At 74.6% G+C, this 19613-nt stretch carries 12 protein-coding genes; 10 read left to right on the forward strand and 2 right to left on the reverse strand.

Features of this window, described 5'->3' with window-relative positions; all coding sequences use genetic code 11:
* Positions 1-9 precede the first annotated feature (9 nt).
* From ACU610_RS21230 to ACU610_RS21265, 8 genes are all read left to right on the forward strand, one after another.
* On the forward strand, positions 10-738 hold the full coding sequence (locus ACU610_RS21230) for a class I SAM-dependent methyltransferase (protein WP_446769675.1): 729 nt from the start codon (positions 10-12) through the stop codon (positions 736-738).
* A gap of 293 nt (positions 739-1031) precedes the next feature.
* Entirely contained in the window at positions 1032-1661 is a 630-nt protein-coding gene (locus ACU610_RS21235) for a hypothetical protein (protein ID WP_446769676.1), read from the forward strand.
* 194 nt (positions 1662-1855) lie between these two features.
* On the forward strand, positions 1856-2095 hold the full coding sequence (locus ACU610_RS21240; RefSeq protein WP_446769677.1) for a hypothetical protein: 240 nt from the start codon (positions 1856-1858) through the stop codon (positions 2093-2095).
* Positions 2096-2329: 234 nt separating this feature from the next.
* Entirely contained in the window at positions 2330-2677 is a 348-nt protein-coding gene (locus tag ACU610_RS21245) for a hypothetical protein (RefSeq protein ID WP_446769678.1), read from the forward strand.
* A gap of 304 nt (positions 2678-2981) precedes the next feature.
* A complete protein-coding gene (locus ACU610_RS21250) occupies positions 2982-4832 on the forward strand; it encodes a tyrosine-type recombinase/integrase (protein WP_446769679.1) in 1851 nt (616 codons plus the stop codon).
* A 76-nt stretch (positions 4833-4908) separates the two neighbouring features.
* Positions 4909-5829: a hypothetical protein gene (locus ACU610_RS21255; RefSeq protein ID WP_446769680.1), complete on the forward strand. Its 921-nt coding sequence runs from the start codon at positions 4909-4911 to the stop codon at positions 5827-5829.
* A gap of 131 nt (positions 5830-5960) precedes the next feature.
* Complete coding sequence (locus tag ACU610_RS21260; protein ID WP_446769681.1) at positions 5961-6770, forward strand: hypothetical protein; 810 nt, start codon at positions 5961-5963, stop codon at positions 6768-6770.
* Complete coding sequence (locus tag ACU610_RS21265) at positions 6752-7006, forward strand: putative dsRNA-binding protein (RefSeq protein ID WP_446769682.1); 255 nt, start codon at positions 6752-6754, stop codon at positions 7004-7006. The genes ACU610_RS21260 and ACU610_RS21265 overlap by 19 nt, the downstream gene beginning before the upstream one ends.
* Before the next feature lie 166 nt (positions 7007-7172).
* Here the strand turns inward: ACU610_RS21265 and ACU610_RS21270 are convergent, their stop codons facing one another.
* Both ACU610_RS21270 and ACU610_RS21275 read right to left on the reverse strand, forming a co-directional pair.
* Positions 7173-7559, reverse strand: a complete 387-nt coding sequence (locus tag ACU610_RS21270) for a hypothetical protein (RefSeq protein ID WP_446769683.1) — start codon at positions 7557-7559, stop codon at positions 7173-7175.
* 147 nt (positions 7560-7706) lie between these two features.
* The gene (locus tag ACU610_RS21275; RefSeq protein ID WP_446769684.1) at positions 7707-10574 is read right to left on the reverse strand and encodes a hypothetical protein; all 2868 of its coding nucleotides are present in this window, start codon (positions 10572-10574) and stop codon (positions 7707-7709) included.
* Positions 10575-10858: 284 nt separating this feature from the next.
* On the opposite strand from ACU610_RS21275, the gene ACU610_RS21280 reads away from it, so the two are divergent.
* The gene (locus ACU610_RS21280) at positions 10859-17341 is read left to right on the forward strand and encodes a hypothetical protein (protein ID WP_446769685.1); all 6483 of its coding nucleotides are present in this window, start codon (positions 10859-10861) and stop codon (positions 17339-17341) included.
* Positions 17338-19557 carry an MBL fold metallo-hydrolase gene (locus ACU610_RS21285; protein ID WP_446769686.1) on the forward strand — a complete coding sequence of 740 codons (2220 nt, stop codon included), beginning with the start codon at positions 17338-17340 and terminating at the stop codon, positions 19555-19557. The genes ACU610_RS21280 and ACU610_RS21285 overlap by 4 nt, the downstream gene beginning before the upstream one ends.
* The last annotated feature ends 56 nt before the right edge of the window (positions 19558-19613 follow it).

Consider the following 19613-nt stretch of genomic DNA (forward strand, 5'->3'; position numbering starts at 1 on the left):
GCTGGCCCGATGGTGGCGACCGAGGGGGAGACGTCGGCGAACGGGCACCGCAGCGGGCGGCGGACGGCGGCCCACGGGTCCTACCAGGGGCACAGCGTCCACGCCGCGCCGGGAGTGCACGAGTACGCCGTGGAGCTGGTGCGGGCGGCGCTGCCGGGCGGCGGGCGGGTGCTCGAGGTCGGCGCCGGTTGCGGGGCGCTCGCGGTGCGGCTGCGCGAGGCCGGCTTCGACGTCGTCCCCACCGACCTGGACCCACCGCACGACTGGATCCACCGGCTCGACCTGGACGACCCGCAGTGGACCGCGGAGACCCGCGGCCCGTTCGACATGGTGGTGTGCGTCGAGACGCTCGAGCACGTGGAGAACCCGCGGCAGGTGCTGCGCTCGATCCGCTCACTGCTGCGGCCCGGCGACAAGCTGCTGGTCAGCACGCCGAACATCACCCACCCGCACTCGCGGCTGAAGATGTTCCTCCGCGGCGCGCCGTTCATCTTCGGCCCCCGGCACTACCACGAGCCCGGGCACATCACGATCCTCCCAGACTGGATGCTCACCGAGCACATCCGGCTCGCCGGCTTCGGCGACATCCGGGTCACGCGCGGTGGCGACACCTTCTACACCGGCCTGACCCGCGCGGCCTACCGCGTGGAGATGGCCCTGCTCGCGCTCGTCGGACTGCGACGGCGCGCGCAGCACGGCGAGGGCATCTGCACGTTCGTCACCGCCGTCGCGGTCTGACACGCCGGGGCGCGCGCCGCGTCCGAGGGTGACCGACCGTCCCGGAGGCGCCGCTCCGCTCGCCGGACGCCGGAACGGTCGACATGTGGGTGCGTGCCGAGGCGGGTCACCGTGGTCGCTGGGGCGATTGGCAACGATTCGGCGTCGCAGGCGTCGGGCCTCGTCGCGCGCGTCCCGGGGAAACGTGCTGGGAGACCTATGGTTTCCGCACCGCCGTCCGCACCGTCGACGGCGCACGGGGACCGTCGCCCTTCCCCGGTGGCGGCCCGTTGTCGGGGGAGGTTGGTGACCTGGTGAGCATCGTGGGCACCCGGTTCAGCGAGGTGGTCCTGGGCGGCGTCGTCCGCCAGGGCTGGTGGCTGGTCGTCGACGAGGAGGACGGCCCCGGGTTCGTGCTCGACGGTCCGTTCGGGGACCGCGACGAGGCCGTGTGGGCCCTCGACGACCTCGAGGACGCCCCGGCCGGCGCCCACCCCGTGTACGGCGTCCGCCGGGCCGACGGCCTGCTGCGCCGCCGTTCCTCCCCGCAGGACCGGGCCTGGTGGTCGTTCCTGGGCGAGCAGGTCGACCGGCTGCCCGCGGGCTGGGACGCCGACATGGACGACGAGCACCCGCTGCCCGGCCTCGTCGTCGAAGTGGTCGCAGTGCTGGCCGAGGCGGGGTTGTTCCTCTACGACTCCTCGGGGGGCGACGGGGAGCTCGGTGGCGTGTGCCTGACCCCGGAGGCGGCGCTGGACGGCGTCGTCGTCAGCTGGCGGCAGCACGACCGGATGAGCCTGGACCAGGTGCACGGCGCCGCCGCCGACGCGCTGGTGCAGCAGGTGATGAACCGGGCGCTGGCCGAGGTGCTCGCGGTGCGCGGCTTTGCGGTGGAGCCGCTCGGTGGGGCGTGCGTCGTCCGCGTGGGGGAGCTCGCCGAGTAGTCGCTCAGCTCGTTCTCCCCGGCGACGACGAGCCTGTCGCCTCTCGCTCGTCGCCGATGATCATGGGGTTGTTGCCGGAGGACACGCCGTGGCCCGGCGTGGCGGCCGACGACGACCCCATGATCAACACCAGTTCGGGTGGCGGCCCGGCCGGGCGTCGGGGCAGCCCTCACCTGCCGGGCTAGCGTTGCGCCGTGGCTCCCGCTCCGTTCCGCCCGCCCTGGTTCGGCAATCGGGGCGTGCAGGTATTGGCCGCCGGTGCGCTCGCCTACAGCCTGGTGCAGCTGGTGGGACAGCTCGTCGACGGCGCGTGGGGGGAGACGTTCCTCTACTTCGCCTGGAGCGTCCTGTTCGGCTACGTGCTGGTCGAGTCGCTCCGCTTCCGCCGCGAGCAGGACGCCGCCCGGGACGAGCCGGCGGACCAGGGTGACTGACCCGCGGCCTGGCGTGGACCGCGCTCGAGTGCGGGCACCGAGGGGATAGCCTCGACCCGCCAGGAGGGCTCGCCTAGTGGCCGATGGCGGCGGTCTTGAAACCCTCCGTCGTGGGCGGTGGATGGCCAGGTCAGCGGCCTGATCGGCGCCACGAAAGGTCCTCCGTACGGACGCCCTACGGACACGGGGGGTCCGGCGAGTGCCGAGCCTCCGCAGTCGCGGACCGGTCGACCCGTGACCCAGGACGACCCGAAGGCCCCGCCGCCGCTACCGCCGGCGCCCTCCGCCGCGCCGACGAAGCGCGCTCCCCGGCGGAGCAAGCCGTCCTCCCCGGCGCCGGCCGCCGTGCCGCCGCGGCCGGCGCCGACCGCCCCGACGCCGCCGGTGCCCGATGCGTGGGAGGTGGTGACTCGGCTGCGCCCGCTGGAGGAGGTGGTCGCCGCCCTCGGCGCGTCCGGCGCGGCGCAGCACTCGCTGGCCAGCGCCGTCACCACGTACCAGCTGGCGGACGGACCGGTCCTGGTCGACCCGGCCGAAGTGCTCGCGGTCCTCGCCACCCCGCCCGTCCCGCGGGCGGCCTGAGCACGGCCGGGGTCGGGCTTCTCACGTGCGAGGCCGGGGGGCGCGTGCACCTCGGTCGACGGGGATGGGGCGTGGCCGGTGGCCGTCACGACCGGCGGGGCTGTAGGGCGTTTGGGGGAACGGGAAATCGGGTCTGCGGGCGACGCGCGAACCCGCCGTGTCGACGGAGGCTGGCTGCCGACAGCGTTCCCATCCGCAAGAGGACCTCCCCGGTGCACACGTTCGGCCGTAGCGGCCACCGTCTCCTCCACGGCTGTGGCCGCCACACCAGGCCGGACGACGACGCCCGGGCCGGGGCGGCTTCGTGACCGCCAGGACGGTCCGCATCTCCATCGGCGAGGTGCGGGAGGTCGGTAAGGGGTGGCGCCTCCAGTGGACGCTGTTGAACCCCGACGGGTCCAAGCGCGGCAAGACGATCACCCACGCGGACAAGGACATCCTGGACATCTTCCGCGCCCGGATGCTCGAGGCCCGCGCCGCCGAGATGCCCTTCGACCAGACCACCGGTCTCCCCCCGGGCGTTGAGCGGCCCGGAGGTCGCCGCACCGGCCGCAACACGGACCCTGCCGGATACGACCCCACGCGCCCGCTGTTGGTCGACATCGGGACGCGCACTCAGGCCCGGTGGGACAAGCCCAGCCGGCGCGGCACCGTCTCCGGATCCACCACGAAGGACCGGCTGGACGGCGCCGTCGACAACGCGATGGCCCTGCTGCGCGCCGACGCGCCGGAGTTGACCGCGGAGCAGCGGAAGGCCGCCCGGGCGTACCTGCGGGATCGGTTCACCCCGGCGGAGGTCCGACACCGGCGGGCCGAGCAGGAGGCGGCGGGGCGGACCACCCGGCGGGCCGCGGTTGTCACGCCGACCGCGCAGCAGCGCTATCAGTGGCGTCGGGCGGACGCGGAGCGGGCCGAGCGACAGCAGACCGTTGAGGCCCGAAACCGCCAGTGGGAGGCATTCTTCGAGCGCTACGGCCTGCGCTGGTGGGAGGTCGACGTCGCCGCGGTGGAGCGGGCACTGGAGGCGCTGTCGCTCTCGGTGGACGGCGACGACGTCGAGCAGATCACCCTCACCGGCCGCTTCGTCCTGCTCAACGAGCTGTTCGAGTGGGGCGTGAAGAACCGGCGGCTGGCCGCCAACCCGGTGCACGGGATGGACCGGGACGACCGCCCCAGCACCACAGTCGCGGTCACTCCGCTGGACCTTCGCCGGGTGCTGCCGCTCGAGCTGCTGCTGCGGCTGCTCGCCACGGTGCGGGCGCTGGGGGAGCAGGGCAACGACCTGGCCCTGCGGCTGGTGGCGTACTTCGCCCTGCTCGGGCTCGCCGGGCTGCGCCCGGCGGAGGCCCGGGCCGTGCGCGTCTCGTGGCTCTACCTGCCCGAACAGGGCTGGGGCAGCTTGATCCTCGGGGGTCGGCTTGCCGCGCCCGGTCGGCGGTTCACTCCTGACGGCGCCCGCGACGAGGACGGGGCGCTGAAGTGGCAGCCGCTCGGCGTCACCCGACCGGTGCCCCTGCCGCCGCGGCTGGTCGCGCTTCTGCACCGGCACATCGAGATGTTGGGGCTCTCCGGCGACGACCGGCTGTTCGTCGGCGCGGACGGCAAGCCGATCAACGCCGACAAGATCAGCAGTGTCTGGCGTGCGGCGAAGGGCATCGCACTCGCAGGGCAGGACGACTTCGCGGCCCTGGTGCCATACGGGTTGCGGCACACACGAGCCACGTATCTGCTGGCGAGTGGCCTCGACGAGGCGCAGGTCGCGCGCTGGCTCGGCCACTCGACCTGGGTGCTGAACAACATCTACCGGGGCGTCCGGGACCTCCGCGGCATCGGCTACGCCGAGGAGCTCAAGGCCCACGTCGACGACATCGTGCCGCCGGAGTGGCGCAGCGGGGCGGGTCCGCAGCCGGTCGACATCGGCACGGCCGCGATCGCGGCCCGCATGGTCGCCCTGTTCGGCGCAGCCGGCGCCGACGTCGGCGCGGGGCTGCCGCTGCTCGCGGCCCCCAACGACGGCCCTGGGCTGCTCCAGCTCCTGCTCCAGCACCTCGGCGGCTACGGTCCGCACGTCCCCAGGGAGGTGCTCGGTGTCGGCAGGCCGGCCGGGTCGCACGGTTCGTTCGGCATCGAGCCGCTGCAGTTGCCGGCCGGTTGACCGGATCGCCCGGCGGAGCCCCTGCCGGAGGTAGCGCCTGATTGACCTGCACCGGGCGGCGCGGACCAGTTCGGGCATGACCACCACAACCACGTCCCAGAGATCCGCGGCCGTCGGTGAACTGGTCACCGCGGAGCGGCTCGTCGCCGGCCAGTGCGTCTACACCCGCCCGTTGGCGCGCTCCGGCATGGACTGGTGCGAGGTCCGCGGCAGTAAGCGCGGGCGGGACAACATCCGACTCGCGCTGACCCGCCGGGACGGCAAGCGCTTCCTGCTGGCCGTGCGGCCGGAGGTCGTGTTCCGCACGCTCGACGGCCGCCCGGTCCCCACCGTCGTCGAGGCCGACCTGGCCAACGCTCGCCTGGCCTCCGGCTACCCGGCCACGCGGTTCCGGGTGCGACCCTCCGCCGGTGAGGTCAGCGTCACCTGGACCGACGGGCCGTCGGTGGCCACGGTCCTGGCCTCGCTGGCCACGGCCGGGGTCGCGCACCCCTACTGCCGTCGGGACGTCTCCGGCGCGATGAGGGCGACCGCTGTCGTCCGCCAGGCCAGAGAGGGCAGCCTCGCGGACCACGACCGGCACCAGCGGCTGCTGGAGGACCTCGAGGCGTTCACGGCGGACGAGCGCCGGCTGGGCATCCAGCTGCACAGGTTCGCCGACAGCGACGACCGCCTCACTCTGGCGGCCAAGATGCGGGAGTACGGGCTGCTGCTGGCCGACACCGCCGGCGTCGCATGTCCGGAACCGATCCGGGTCTGCTGCCACTGCCACCGGCCGCCGCAGTTCACCGTCCGCCGGCTCTGGCACACGGACTCCACCCTCTCGTGCGCCGCCTGCCTGCCGCGCACGGGGCGGGAGGACACGAGATCCTGCGCCTCTGATGGACTGACCGATCAACATCAGGAGGGCGGCGGGGCGCTGTCCAACCACCCGGCCGGCCCCGACAGCGTCGTCCGCCCGATCGGCCACCCGGTCATCGAGGCGCTGGCCGAGTAGCACGGCAAACCCCGGGTTCAGGTGGTCCTGCGCTGGCACCTCGAGCACGGGCTGTCTGCCATCCGGAAGTCGGTCCAGGCGGCCTCGAGAAGTCGGATGCGCCCGTCACACCCACCCGGCACGATCCGCCCATGCCGCGCCTCCCCGAGCCCTCACAGCCGCCGGATGTGTGCGACGCCTGCGGCCGCGACCGGCCGCTGTACCGCCTCGAAGGAGCCGATGGCGACTACGTGCACCGCTGCGCCGACTGCCTGCGGAATGCCCTCGTCGAGGCCGAGCAGGCCGCCGCGCACGAGCGCCGGCTGGCCGCAATGGAGGCGTTCCTCGCGGCGCAGGGGGACGCGGTGCCCCCGGCCGGCGCCGCCGCTGTCAGCGGCACCTCTGCCGTCTCGCAGCCGGTCGCGGACCCTGGCGCGTTCCTCATCGGTGCCCTCTACCAGCTGGCCGGCGACGTCCCCGAGCCGCTGCGCAGCCGCACGTTCGCGGCCGTGTCCGAGCTCGAGCGGCAACGTGACGAGGCGCGGACGTCGCTGCGGATCGCGGAGGAGTCGGTCGTCCGGCAGCGGCAGATCGTCGAGGTGGCCATCGAGAGTACCGAGGAGGCCCGCCGCTGGGCGCTGGCCATGTGGGGCACCTGCGGTACGCCGTGGGCGTCCAACTCCGCCCCGGAGCTCCCGGTGCCGGCCTGGCTGCCGCCCGACGGCCTGGAGCCGCTGTTCCCAGGGATCGAGTTCCGGGACGGGCCGACTGGGCGGAGGGCCGCCGTCATCGGCGGACCCGACGTCCGGGAGATCGTCCGCGCCGTGGAAGGGGCGCGGGTGGCGGACCCGGAGCTGTCCGACCACGAGCTGCTGACCGTGGTCGAGACGAACACCGGTGTCCCGCGCCCGCAGCTCCGCACCGCCCTGGACTTCCGGCGCGCGTGGCCGCGGATCGAGTAGGCGGGACGCGTGCGGCCGGTCAGGGTCCGGGCGCCCCGCCGCCCGGCACCTGGGGCCCCCGCTACACCGTCGAGGACGACGGTCCCGACCACGCCAAGACGTTCACCGAGGCGTTGTCGCTGGCCGGAACCGTCTACGGCCGAGGAGGTGGGCGGACTAAGAAGGCCGCCGAGCGGGAGGTCGCCGAAGCCGCGTATCGAGCGCTGGCGGCCGAGGAGGACCCCGCCGCCGCCTGAGTCGGCGGCCTCCTCCGACGGCCGCCGGGCTCGCAGGTCCGCTGCGTCGCGGCTCGACCGCACCGTGACGCCGCGCTGCACCCGTGACCTGCTCGGGCACCGCCGGGTCGCGCACGCACCGCCAGCGCCAGCAGGACGCGCCACCGCTGAGCGCCCAGCAGGCCACCTACCGGGCCGCTCCACCGGCGGCGGCGAACCGGGCGGCAGCCCATAGCGCACGCGCCGGATCTGTGACGGCGACCTGCTCGGGCACGCCGCCCCCCAGCTCGTCCGTCGGTGTGGTCAGCCAGGCGGCTCTGCTGAGGCCGTCCGCCCGGGCGCTCCCGAGCACCTCCAGCAGCGGCCGCAGCTCGGGTCGCGGTTCACCGTCGGCGGTGAGCAGGAACGCCGGCACGCGGATGGTGTCGCCGTCCTCTGCCGCGATCAGCGTCCGGTCCCGCATCTGCCGGTAGACCCACGCACCCACCCCGGCGATGTTCACGTCGCCGCGGCGGGCGGCGACCTCGCTCAACGTCAGCCATCCAGCCGGCAGCGGCCTCCGCTCACTCCTCACGCCGCGACCGTAGGCCACCACACCGACACCGGGCCGGCCGCAGGCGAGCAGAAGTCCCCACTCGCCGAGGGGAACCTACGGAGGCCATGCGCCTCGGCCTGCGGTGCGGGTGGTACATCCGGGCCGGACGGTACCCGCACCGCGGCGTCACTTACGCCGGCGCGGCGCGTGGAGGCTCGGGACGTGCACCGTGCACAGGCTCGTCCCGACGATGATGCGTCCCGACGTGCTGAACCAGACCTTCTCGGAGGCGGTCCCCGCGTCCGGGCGTCGGCGCGTCAGCGACTGCGGCCCGTCCCACGGCAGGAAGAACTCGTCGGGGTACCGGACCGCCGAGCGCAGCGACCTACGGCAGTTCACGCACAGCAGGTAGCCGGCGACCTCGGGAACGCGGAGCGGTTGGAGGAGCTTGCGCTCACCGCAGTGCGGACACCGCCGGATGCGCACTCGGGACCCCAAGCTCCGCGGGCCACCGGGGCCCGGAAGGATCTCCACGCGGGCGTACCAGGGCGCCGGGGACGGCTTGGCGTTCGGGCGACCGTAGGGCCTGTTCCCCTCGTGGGCCATCCGGTACAAGGCCGTGTCATCGATCGCGAGCCCCTGCTTGACCTCGGCGGTCGCCAAGCCGTCGTCCGGGACCGTCGCGTACCGGTCGATGAGGGCCAGCACCTGCCGCTCGCGCGCCATGCCGCCGGGGCACCACCCGTTGGTCCAGCTGAACCCGGTTGGGACGTAGATTCGGGGGAGCTCCTCGGCCAGCTCGGGCGCGAAGCCGTCGCCCAGCGGGATGCCGTGCCGGAGGTACGGCTCGAGGGCGGCCCGCCGCGAGTCGATGATCGGGCAGTGGATGAGCGCCGAGGCGACCTGGCCGCCCACGACCGGTTCCAGGGCGGCGAACATGCGGCGCGTGTAGCTACGCGCGGTGAATCCCTCGGTCTCCCAGAGCTCCTTGCGCTCGTCCTCGGTCGCGCCCTCGAGCAGCAACGCCTCGAGGAGGTTGACGTTGCGCCGCGCGAAGCCCTGCCTGCGCGGGTCGGTGCCGGGCATGCCGCCGACGGCGCGGTTCTTCACCGGCTCGCTGATCGGCCCGACGTTCAGCGAGCCAGTGTCGGTGCGGATGGCGAGGGTCATCTCCACCCGCGCCAGGGGCCGCGTCGGCCCAGCGTCGAGGATGCGAGCGCCGCGCACGAGTCCGCGCAGCGCCCGCGCGACCGCGGTGTCCGCCGCCCCGGGCAGGTCTTCAAGGATCTTGACCAGGGCTGCGATCCGCGTCCCGTCGTGTGTCGTCCGCGGCACCGGGCGGCGCTTGGCCTCCTCCCGGGCGATCTCCGCGTTCAGCCGGCGAACCTCCTGCTGCTGTTCCTTGCCGAGCTCCCGGTACTCCTCCTTCTCGTCCTCGTTGCTGGCCCGAAGCACTTCCTGTCGGGCCGCGTCGGCCTGGCGCTGGGCGTCGTCGCGCTGCTGGCGGAGGTCGGTGAGGAGCCGGTCGGAGGGGAGGGGCGCTGCGGGGCACGGGAGCGCCGCGGGAACGCCTTCGCCCAGCCGACGCAGCAGCTGGGCCACCGCAAGGTGCAGACGGCCGGCGTCGAAGCGGCCCACCAGCTCGCCGTCGTTCGGGTCGAACCTGCGGCGGCCACCCGACGCCTTCGTGGCCCCCGGGGCCGGGCGGCGCCGCAGCTCGTAGCTCTCGGCGTCGTTCGCCAGGAGGCAGTACTCGTGCCCGGCGTCGGTCCACCGGAACAGCCCGGCGAGCGGCTTGACCGTGTCGCGGGTGAGCGGCGCGGCCACCGTGGCATTCGGGTCCGGGTCCGGGTCGCGGAGGCGGATCGCTTCCTCGATCAACGCCGAGTCGTGCCAGCCGCCGTCCGGCAGCGGGAACTGCAGGACCTTCTGGATGAAGCCGGGGTCGTGCGGGTTGGTGCGGAAGACGTCGAACCCGTGGATTTTGTCGTAGTCCGGGAGCGGCATCTCGTGCTGGAACAGGTAGGTGCCGTCCCGGTAGGTGCGCAGGGCGGGGTAGAGGGAGCGGAGCATCCTCCGGGGGTCGTCGACGTGCTCGGGGGCGTTGCGGCCCTCGGCGACGAGCTGCGGGTGACGTGAGCGCAGGCCCAGCGGGGTCAGGTCCGCGACGATCTCGTCGTCGGTGGCGTCGCTGGCGGCCAGTTCGATGAAGCGCCGGACGAAGGCCTTCGTCTCGGGGGAGTCGTCGAGCAGGACGTCGTTCCGGTCGTCCTTCTTGCCGCCGCGCTTCAGGTAGCCGGGGTAGAGGGCGATCGGCGATCGCGGGTAGCGGTTGTTCTTGATCTCGTACACAACCCCGGTGAACATCCGCAGGACGGAGGCGTGGTAGTCGGCCTGGGCCGCTCTTGCGAGGGTGCGCCAGTTGTCGAGACCGGCCTGCGTCCGAAGGTCCAGGCCGCCCTCGGGCGTCTCCGCGGTCACCACCGCGGTCCGCGCAGCCTTCAGCGGTGCCTCCAGCCGGACGAACAGCGGCTCGATGCGGGCGAGCCGGGCCGCCGGCCCGGCGATCAGCTTGGCCGGCCGGTAGTCCTCGAGCAGTTCGACCAGCGACTCGACCCAGTCGTTGTCGCCCTGCAGCGTGGCTCCCGCGCCGGTAGTGAGGCCGTACTGGAACGCGTAGCCGTCGATCTCGAAGCGGACGCCGAAGAACCGGCGGCCGGAACCGTCGCTCGGGTACAGCAGTCGCGCGTTGAGTTCCTCACGGACACGGTCGCCCTCCGGAGTCCGGAGCAGCGGCGTCACGCCGAGCGCGGCCGCGGCCTGGACTGCCGGGATGTGCATGAAGGGATCGAGGGTCTGCTCGACCATCTTGCTCAGCAGCATGTGCCCGTACAGGTCGGACTCTCGGGCCACGAAGACGGCCGGGGCCCGGTGCGCGAAGCTGCCGGCGGTCACGGGCGTGTCGATGCCGCCGCTCTGCTTCGCGGCCCGGCGGCGGCCCTTCGTCTTCTTGGGCCGCCGGTGTGTCGGCCGGTCTAGATCCTGCTCGTTCACGGTGTCTCCGCTCTCGTCCATGTGCCTGACTGGTCCGGGGGCGAGGCGGGATGTCATGGAGGCTTGACCGCGTAGTCGGGTGTGTGGGAGTCGGGTTGCCCTCACTGCTCGGCGGGGGCTACGGGTGCTGACCGTCGAAGGCACGAGGGCGCCCTGTGCCTCGATGCGGGAAGACGGCGGCTCCGACATGGCGCGGTCGCGATGGCGGCGCTACCCGGAGTTGTCGGATCGTCCAGATACGGTCCGTCCTCGTCCGCTCACCCGTCGCTTTCAGGAGGTCGCGCGTGGCCTATTCACGGCGCAAGGCCGGTCGGTCCCGCCCGCATCTGCACTCCCGCCCGTCGGCGACGGTGCCGGAGACGCCGGAGCAGTGGCCGTCTGGCCGCGACATCGCGGACGTGTACGACCTGGACGCGGTCGTCACCGAGGCGTTGACAGAGGTCAGCCCCGACGACGTGCTCCGGGTGCTGCGTTCGATGCCGCAGCGGAGCCGCCAGTACGTGCTGAGCGTCCTGGGACTCCGCGGCGCGGCCACGGTGAACCGGGGCATGGCCGCCCAGTTGCTGGCCCGCGCCCGCGCGGAGCAGCCGGCGGCTCGTGGCGAGGTTCTACGCGATCTGACCGCGCCCCTTGCCGCGACGCTGGACCACTCGCTCGGACCCAAGCTGTGGGCGGCACTGCTCGGTGAGGACAACGCGCCGGCGGTGGCGGTGTTCGCCGAGCATCCGCAGCTGGCCATCAGCCTGAACCTGGCGCTGCGGGAGCTGCCACCAGCGCTGCTGCGCGCCGGACTGGCCAGCGCGATCGCCTGGGACACCGCGGCCTCGGCGGTAGCGCTCGCGGTGATGGCGACTGCCGAGGAGGCCGCCCGGCAGGCCCACATTCAGCTCGCTGACCAGTTCCCCGACCTGCCGCCGGTCCCGCAGGCGAAGCTGGCGGAGCTGGCCCCGGCCGCCCGGCTGGACTCGATGGGCCTGGCGGACGGGGATCTCCTCGACGGCGACGACCTCCAGCAGATCCTCGAGGAGATTCGCGCCCTGCCTGACCGCTTCCCGGTGATCGAATCCGACGACGAGGCGGCCGAGGACGGCCACGACTTCGAAGACCTCGACTCACAGGGCGACGACGACGGTGCGGTACCCGCCTCCGCGACGGCAGGCGACAACGTGGCGAGCGGTGACATCCCCGCCGACGACGAGGCGCTCATCGCCAGCAGCGAGCGGGTGCTGGCGCAGTGGGAGACGGCCGCCGACGCCGCCGACTCGGTGGCGGCCGACATGCGCGCCGGCCGGCTGCCGGACGACGCGACCCTGGGACAGGTCGCCACCCACGTCACGGCGGCCTTCGCCGCCCTGCGGGGACTGCGGCAGCGGATCGACGCAGAGCAGCTGCCCGAGTCGCGGGCCGGGATCGAAGAGGGCATAGCGGCGCTGCGGGCCGAGTTGGCGGCCGCCTCCGATGCTGTCTGGCTGCGGCGCCTCGCGGCACTGGAGGGCCACGAGAGCGTGCGGACCACGATCGGGCAGGTCCGCGCCGCGGCCGCGGCAGCGCTCGGCGACCCGGATGCGCCGCGGGAGCCGCTGGCCGCGCTGCTTCACGTCCTGGACCTCATCGCCGCCCAGCGCCGCGGGGAGCTGTCGGACTTCGCCACGGTCGCCGAGGCGCAGGGCGCCGCAGCGACGCTGTGGCCGGAGACTGCGGCGCTGTTCACCGCCGCCGCTATGGGATACGTGACCCTTCCTGACGAGGTCGCCGCCAAGATCGAGGGCACCGCTGTGGTCGAGGCGACGGTCGAGGACGACTCACCTCCGGACCACGTCATCGACGCCGACGAGGAGCCGACGACGGACGCGACGGGCGCCACCGTCGCCCCCGAGGTACCTGCCGCCGTGGCGCCGGAGCTCACCGATGAGGGCCCCGCCGAGGAGGTGCCCACCGCCGAGATCTCCGCCGAAGAGGCGTCCCCCTCCGAGTCCCCCACCGGCGGGGCCCTCCCCGGCGCCGCCGAGATTCCTCCCGCCGACGAGCCGGTGCCCGCCGACGCGCACACGGCCGAGCGGACGACCCCGGTGCAGGACGAGACGGCCGGCGAGGCAGGGACTACCGCCGAGACCAGCGCCGACCTGGACAAGTGGGCCGGTCTGGCCGAGATCGACCTCACCGAGCTCGACGCGGCCCTGCTGGGCGGCGCCGGTGCCGCGCTGGCCGCCGTGGGGGCGCCGCGCCGGCGGCCCATCCCCGCGGCCGCACCGGTTGCCGGCGCCACCTCGACCCCCGACGTCCCGGCCGAGGCTCTGCCCGCACCGGACGTGACCAGCGACGGCCGGGCCGACGGGGACGTTGCCGCTGTCGTCTCAACGCTGCTGACCGACCGGCGGTTCGGGCTGGCCGCCGACATCCTCGAGGCCGCAGGCGCCGCCCCCGCGGCAGTCGCCGCGCGCCGCCTGGCCGCCTACGCCGACGCGCTCACCGAGCCCACCGGCCCGCTGGCGTCGGCGTTTGCCGACCTGATCGGCGAGGTCACCCGCGAAAAGCTCGCCGACGACCGCGCCGGGCAACTGCTCGCGCTGACCGCCGCCGCCCGAGTCGCGCTGCTGGCGCCGTCGGCTTCCCCGGCGAGCGTGCTGGCCGACCTGCTGCCGTGCGTCTCCGACCAGTCGGCCCTGACCGAGGCTCTCGACGCGCTCGCCGACGCCAGCCGTGCCGGGATCGTCGTGGTCGCCGAGACCGCCGACGCCGTCGGCACGCTGGCCGCCGCGGAGAACGACGCCGCCGACGCCGCCCGCGCGGCCGCAAACATGCTCACCCCTGCCGGCCGCCGGCCGATCAAGTACGTGCCGGCCAACGGCGTGTACGGCGCCTGGCTGAACCCCGACGGTCCGCTGGGGACGCTGCTCGGGATGGTCGCGGCGAACGACCCGGCCGCCGTCCTCGACGTGCGTAATGCCGTCGTGTCACTGCGCGGCAAGGCCGCGAAGGCGATCGACACGACCTTCACCGAGATCAACCGGCAGCAGAAGCGCCAGATCAAGGCCGGTGCCCGCGCCACCCTGCTGGCTCGTTGGGAGGAGGCGCTGGAGCTCGCCGTCCGCTGGGCCGACGCCGCCGAGCAGGTCGGGCAGGCGGCCGCCGTCTCTGCCGGCGCATGGCAGGCCGCGCCGCTGAACAAGCTGCGGCAGCGGCTGGCGGCCGTCCGCGTCGCCGCGGCCGCCGAGCTCGCCGCGCAGGCCGGCGACACCCCGGTCACCGCGGCGACGGTCGACGCGGCCGGGCAGCTGCTCGCCGACGCGTTCGCGATCTGCGACGGTGACGCTCCCGGCGGGGACGAGCCGCCGGTCGCCTACACCGCGCACGCCGAGCTGCTGGCCACCGACCTGCCGCTGACCGCGGACACGCTGCTGCCCGACACCGGGCTGACCGCCGACACGCTGCCGGCGCTGCTCGCCGTCGCCGCCGAGGCACCCGACGTCGAGGCCGTCTACGCCGGTCGCGCCGCTCGCGGCGACCACGACCTGACCGCCGTCCTCGCCGCTGGACTGCGCGCCGAGGACCCGGCCACCGCCGCCGCCCTCGACCGGCAGCGTGCCGCCGACATCACCGAGATGACCGGTGTTGTCGGAGACGAGGTGAGCGCGCTGAGCAGCCTCATCGACGCCCGGCGGATGGCCGGCACCCTCGATGACGGGCCCTGGGCGACGCTGGCCTCGCGGGCCCGGGCGCTGGACGACAACGCCCGCCGTGACTACGGCCGCATCCGCGCCGCGGCCGCCGGCATCCGTGCGGAGCTCGACCAGCACCAGCAACGCAAGATCGACGCGACTCTGGCCCGCATCGCCGAGCACGCGCAGGTCAGCACCCTCGTCGCCGAAGCCGCCGAGAAGCTGTCGGCGTGGGCCCGCGAGGGGCACGTGGCGAGCGCCGAGGAGCACCTGCAGACGACCCTGGCCGGCCACCGTCTGCCGCAGGCACGCACCGAGCCCGGGCACCTGCAGCGGTTCTTCCCCGCCGTCCCCGACGTGGCCGCCAGGCACCCCAACCTGCTCGCCGAACTGCACGTCGCGCTGTCGGGTGGCCCGGCCAGCAGCGGCGTGGCCGGGCTCGTGGGCGCCGGGCTGGACGTGACCGAGCTACCCGACGTCCGGCGCGACGCCGCCCGCAAGGCGATCGGCGCGTGGCAGTCGGCGCTGACCGGTGGTCGCGGCACGCAACGGTCGGTCGAGCTCGCAGGGGCGTTGCGGCTGGTCCTGTCCCAGGCTGGTCTGGAGTTCGGTGACGTTCGCCAACACCCGTCGCCGGCCGGGCAGGGCGGTCGGCAGTGGCTGACGCTGCACCGGGTGTCCGGCTACGGCGACGCCCTCACCCCTGCACTTGGGTCGGGCATGAGCACCGACGGGACGACGCTGCGGGTCCTGCTCGTCAAGAGCGCCCCGAGCCCGACCACGGTGCTGGAGTGGATGAGCAGCGAGGCGGGCGACCAGACCGTGTTGGTGCTGTGGACCGGCACGGCCCTGTCGGCCGCCCAGCGGCGGGCCATCGCCAACGCCGCCCGCGGCCGTGCGAAGCCGCCGCTGCTGTGGCTCGACGCCGGCGCTCTGGCCTATCTGGCGTGTCAGCCCGAGCCACGGCGGACGACGTTCGAGGCGATCGCGCTGCCGTTCAGCGCGGCCAGCCCGTACCGCGACACCCCCGGGGACACTCCGAAGGAGATGTTCTACGGGCGCACCGAGGAGCTCGCCGCGGTGCAGGATCTCGCCGGGCCGTCATTCGTCTCCGGCGGTCGCCAGCTGGGCAAGTCGGCGTTGCTGCGCGAGGCCGCTCGCCGGTTCGTCGAGTCCGGCACGGCCAGGCACGCGGTCATGGCCAGCCTGTTCACGGTCGGCGGCGACGGGCACCCCGAGCGGCTGTGGCAGACCCTGTGGCCCGACCTGCACCGCGCCGGGATCGTCGGGGAGGTGCCGGCGAGCCAGGACGTCGCCGAGGAGGTGCACGCCGCCGTGCTGCGCTGGCTGGAGGGCAACCCCAGCCGGGCGCTGCTCGTACTGCTCGACGAGGCCGACGCCTTCCTCGAGGCGGACGCCGTCGACGCCCTGTTCCCGAACGTCGACCGGTGCCGACGGATCATGCTCGAGTCCGAGCGGCGGGTGAAGTTCGTCTTCGCCGGACTGCACCGCACCGCCCGCTTCGAGTCCCTGCCCAACCAGCCACTGGCGCATCTGGGCCGCCCGATCGTCGTCGGCCCGCTGCGCCCGCAGCACGCCCACGAACTGCTGACCGAGCCGCTTGGCGCGCTCGGGTTCGGCTTCGCCGACCCGGACACCCTGCCGGCGCGGATCCTCGCGCTGGCCAACAACATGCCCGCGCTGCTGCAGCTGTTCGGTGAGGCGCTGATGCGGCACATGGCTGCCCAGCCGGTGCCTGCCGACGGGCCGCCGCAGCTGGTGACCGCCGAGGACGTCGAGGTTGTCTTCGCCGACGCCGACCTGCGCGCGGCCTACCGGGACAAGTACGTCCTCACCCTCAACCTCGACCACCGCTACCTGGTCGTCGCCTACGCCGTCGCCGCCGCCGCCCACGAGCACGGCATCGACGCCAGCCTCAGCCTGTCGGAGCTGTCGGAGGAGTGCCGCGCGTACTGGCCGGCAGGGTTCGCCTCCTGCGGCGCCGACGACTTCCGTGGCCTGGTCACAGAGTGCGTCGACCTCGGCGTGCTCGCCGCCGACGGCGGCCGCTACCGGCTCCGCACGCCCAGCGTCCTGCGGCTACTGGGGACGGAGGAGGAGGTGCTGGAGACGCTGCTGTCCGCGCCCGACCGGCTGACGGTGCCGTCCGTATCCGATGCCGGCAGCCACCGCCGCCCGTTCGGGGAGGCCGGTCGAAGCCCGCTGACCGAGCGGCAGCTGGGCCGGCTGTTCGATGCCCGCCGGCAGGTGCTCGCGGTCACCGGGTCGGCCGCCCTCGGAGTCGGTGCGGTCATCCCCGCCGTGGAGGCCGCCCGCTCCGGCGGCCGGTGGCTGGGGGCGCTGACTCGCTGCCACACCGTCACGCCCGACGGCATTCGCGTCGAGGTAGCCAGGGCCGCCACCGACGCGACTCTCGTCCTCGCCGACGCCACCGGCTGCTCGGCCGAGGCGCTGGCGGTGCTGTTCGTCGCCGCGGAGACCGCCGTCGCGGCCGCACCGGTGGAGGTGACCGTCGCCGTCGTGTGCGCGCCGGGCAACGCGCCGGCGTGGGTGCGGCGCACCGAACGGATCGACTCGGCCCGCGTGGACATCCCCGGCCTGCGGCTGTGGTGCGACCAGGACAATCTGCCCTTCCCCGACGAGTCCTCCCGTTTCCGGCTGGCGGCGGTCACCGGCGGCTGGCCGAGGGTGCTCGCGCACACCGCCGCCCGAGCCACCACCGGCAGGCCCGCCCCCGGGGCCGTCCGGCTGCTGGAGGACACCGCCGCGTGGCTGGCCGGCGACGCCGGTCAGCGTCTGATCGCCGACGCCGGCATCGGGGAGAACTCGCCGGCCCTGCGGGCGGTGTTCGACGCCGCCGCCGAGCTGACCGCGGAGACCGGGGAGCAGCCCGACGAGCTGGCCGCCGTCCTCGCCGACGACGCCGACCTGACCGCGCTGGCCGCCTCCGCCGGGTTCACCGGCGTCGGGGAGGTCATCGACACGCTGCTGGCGCTGAGCTGCCTGGCCGTCGCCGCCGATGGGCGGGTGCAGGCCGAGCCGGTACTCGCCGCCGCGGTGGCCCGGCAGGCGGGAGCACGGGCGTGACCGGGGGGGTGAGCGACCCCCCGATCGCCGCCCGGCTCACACTGCCCGGCGCGGTCCGCGCGGCACTGCACGCGGCCGCGGTGATCGTCGCCGAGCGGTCCGCTCAGCCGATCGAGCCCGAGGCCGTGGTCACCGACGCCGACGGCATCACCCGGCTGCTCGGCCTGCTGGAGCAGGTGGCGCCACTGCGTGCAGCCACGGCCGCAGCGCTGCGCGGGCACGCCGAACCGGAGCAGGAGGGTGGTGACGTCGTCGCCCAGCTGCTGTCGGCCGACGCAGCCGTTGCCGCCCGCGGCGCGCAGTCTGTGCGCGGCATGCTCGCCGCCGCCCGCCGCGCCCGCGGCCGGGCCGCCAGGCAGGCGGGGCGCGCCGACCGCGTGGTCCCTCAAGAGCGGGAGGCCGCCCGCGCCGACCGCAGGGCCACGGAGCTCCGCGTTGCTCGCGACCGGGCCCGAGCGCAGGCCGCCGCCGCCGAGGCAGATGCGGCCCGGCTCCGCGACGAGAACGCCGGTCTGGCCGAAGAGCTGATCGCGCTGGAGGCACGCGCGGCGGCCGCCGAGGCGCAGTTGGCTGCCGCCCGCCGCGACGCCGCCGACCCGGTCCGCGCTGCCGGGCAGCTGGCCGCGGCCCTCGCCCCGGCCGAGGTCCGCCTGCCCGCCGACTCCCGCGGTGTCGGTTCCGGGGAACCCGAGCGGGTCGACCCGACCCGCCACGACGTCGCCGGCCCGGCCGCCGACCCGGCCCGTCTCGCGGTGGCCGCCCGCGTCGCCGGGCTGCCCGCCGACGTCGCCGACACAGCCCCGGCGTGGCTGCCGCGGCTGCTCGAGGCGTTCGTCCGCCCTCCGCAGCCGGTCGCCGTGGTGCACGAGCGGCAACTGCGCGTCGACGTCCTCGGCGGCGGTGCCGAGGTCGGCGGCTCCTGCGTGCTGGTCACCGCCGGCGACACCCGACTGCTCGTCGACGCCGGGTCCTGGCCCGGCGGCACCGACGCCGATTCGCTCGCGCCGCGCCGGATCCAGGAGGCGTTCGCCGGGCCGCTGCACGGCATCGTCGTCACGCACGCGCACAACGACCACGCCGGCTGGGTGCCGGCTGTCCTCGTCCGCCGCCCGGACACACCCGTCTACGTGACTGCACCGACCGCGGACCTGCTGGCCACGATGTGGTTTGACTCCGCGAAGGTGTTGGCCCGACGCGGTGGCACGGCGTCGGCCGCGCCGTTCGACCGAAGCGACGTCGAACGCGCCCTGGCCCGGCTGGTGCCGACGGCGTTCGGCAGGCGGCAGCGGGTGGGGGACTGCGAGATCGAGCTGTTCGCCGCCGGGCACATCGTCGGCGCCGCCGGCGTCGTCGTGCACGTCGGTGAAGCGCGGGTCGTCGTCTCCGGGGACGTGTCCCGACCCGGGCAGAAGACCGTGGGCGGCATCGAGATCCCCGACTCCGCGAAGGGCGCGGACCTTCTGCTGCTTGAGTCGACCTACGCCGGATCCGGGCGCCGCACGCCGCGGGAGGCCGAGGTCGCCCAGCTGGTGCGGGACGTGACCACGGTGACCTCAGCCGGTGGACGGGTGCTCATCCCGGCGTTCGCCCTCGGGCGCGCGCAGGAGGTCGCCGCCGTCCTCGCCGAACACCTCCCGGACGTCGAAGTCCTCGTCGACGGTCTCGCGCGCGAGGTGACCGCCGTGTACGAGTCGCATGCCGGTCCCGACGGCGGCCCGCTGCGCATCTTCGGCCCCCGGGTCCGCCGGGTGCCGGTCGGTGGTACGCAGCAGGCGATCGCGGCGCTGCGGTCCGGGGTGGTCATCGCGACGTCGGGGATGCTCACCGCGGGCCCGGCGGTGTCCTGGGCGCGCGAGCTGCTGCCCGACCCGGCGGCCGGCCTGATGATCGTCGGCTACCAGGACGAGGAGTCCCCCGGGGGACGGCTGCTGGCGCTCGCCGAGGCTGGCGGCGGGGAGTTCGAGCTGCCCACCGCCGCCGGCGGCCCCCCGTCGCCGGTGACCGTCGCCGCGCACGTGGCCCGGTACGGGCTCGGCGCGCACGCCACCGCCGACGAGCTCGTCGGGATCACCGCCGAGGTCGGCGCCGGTGAGGTGATGCTCGTGCACGGGGAGCCGTCCGGGCAGGCGGCGTTCAGGCAGCGGCTGGCGGTGCGGCAGCAGGCGACTACCCCCGCCGGGCTCTGGCGGCCACCAGTCACCGTCCCCGCTGCCTGACGAAAGCGGCTGCTCGCGGCTCTCTGCTGCCGCGGCAGCAGGGAGGCGTTCCGGAC

The sequence above is a fragment of the Geodermatophilus sp. URMC 61 genome, assembly GCF_052931555.1.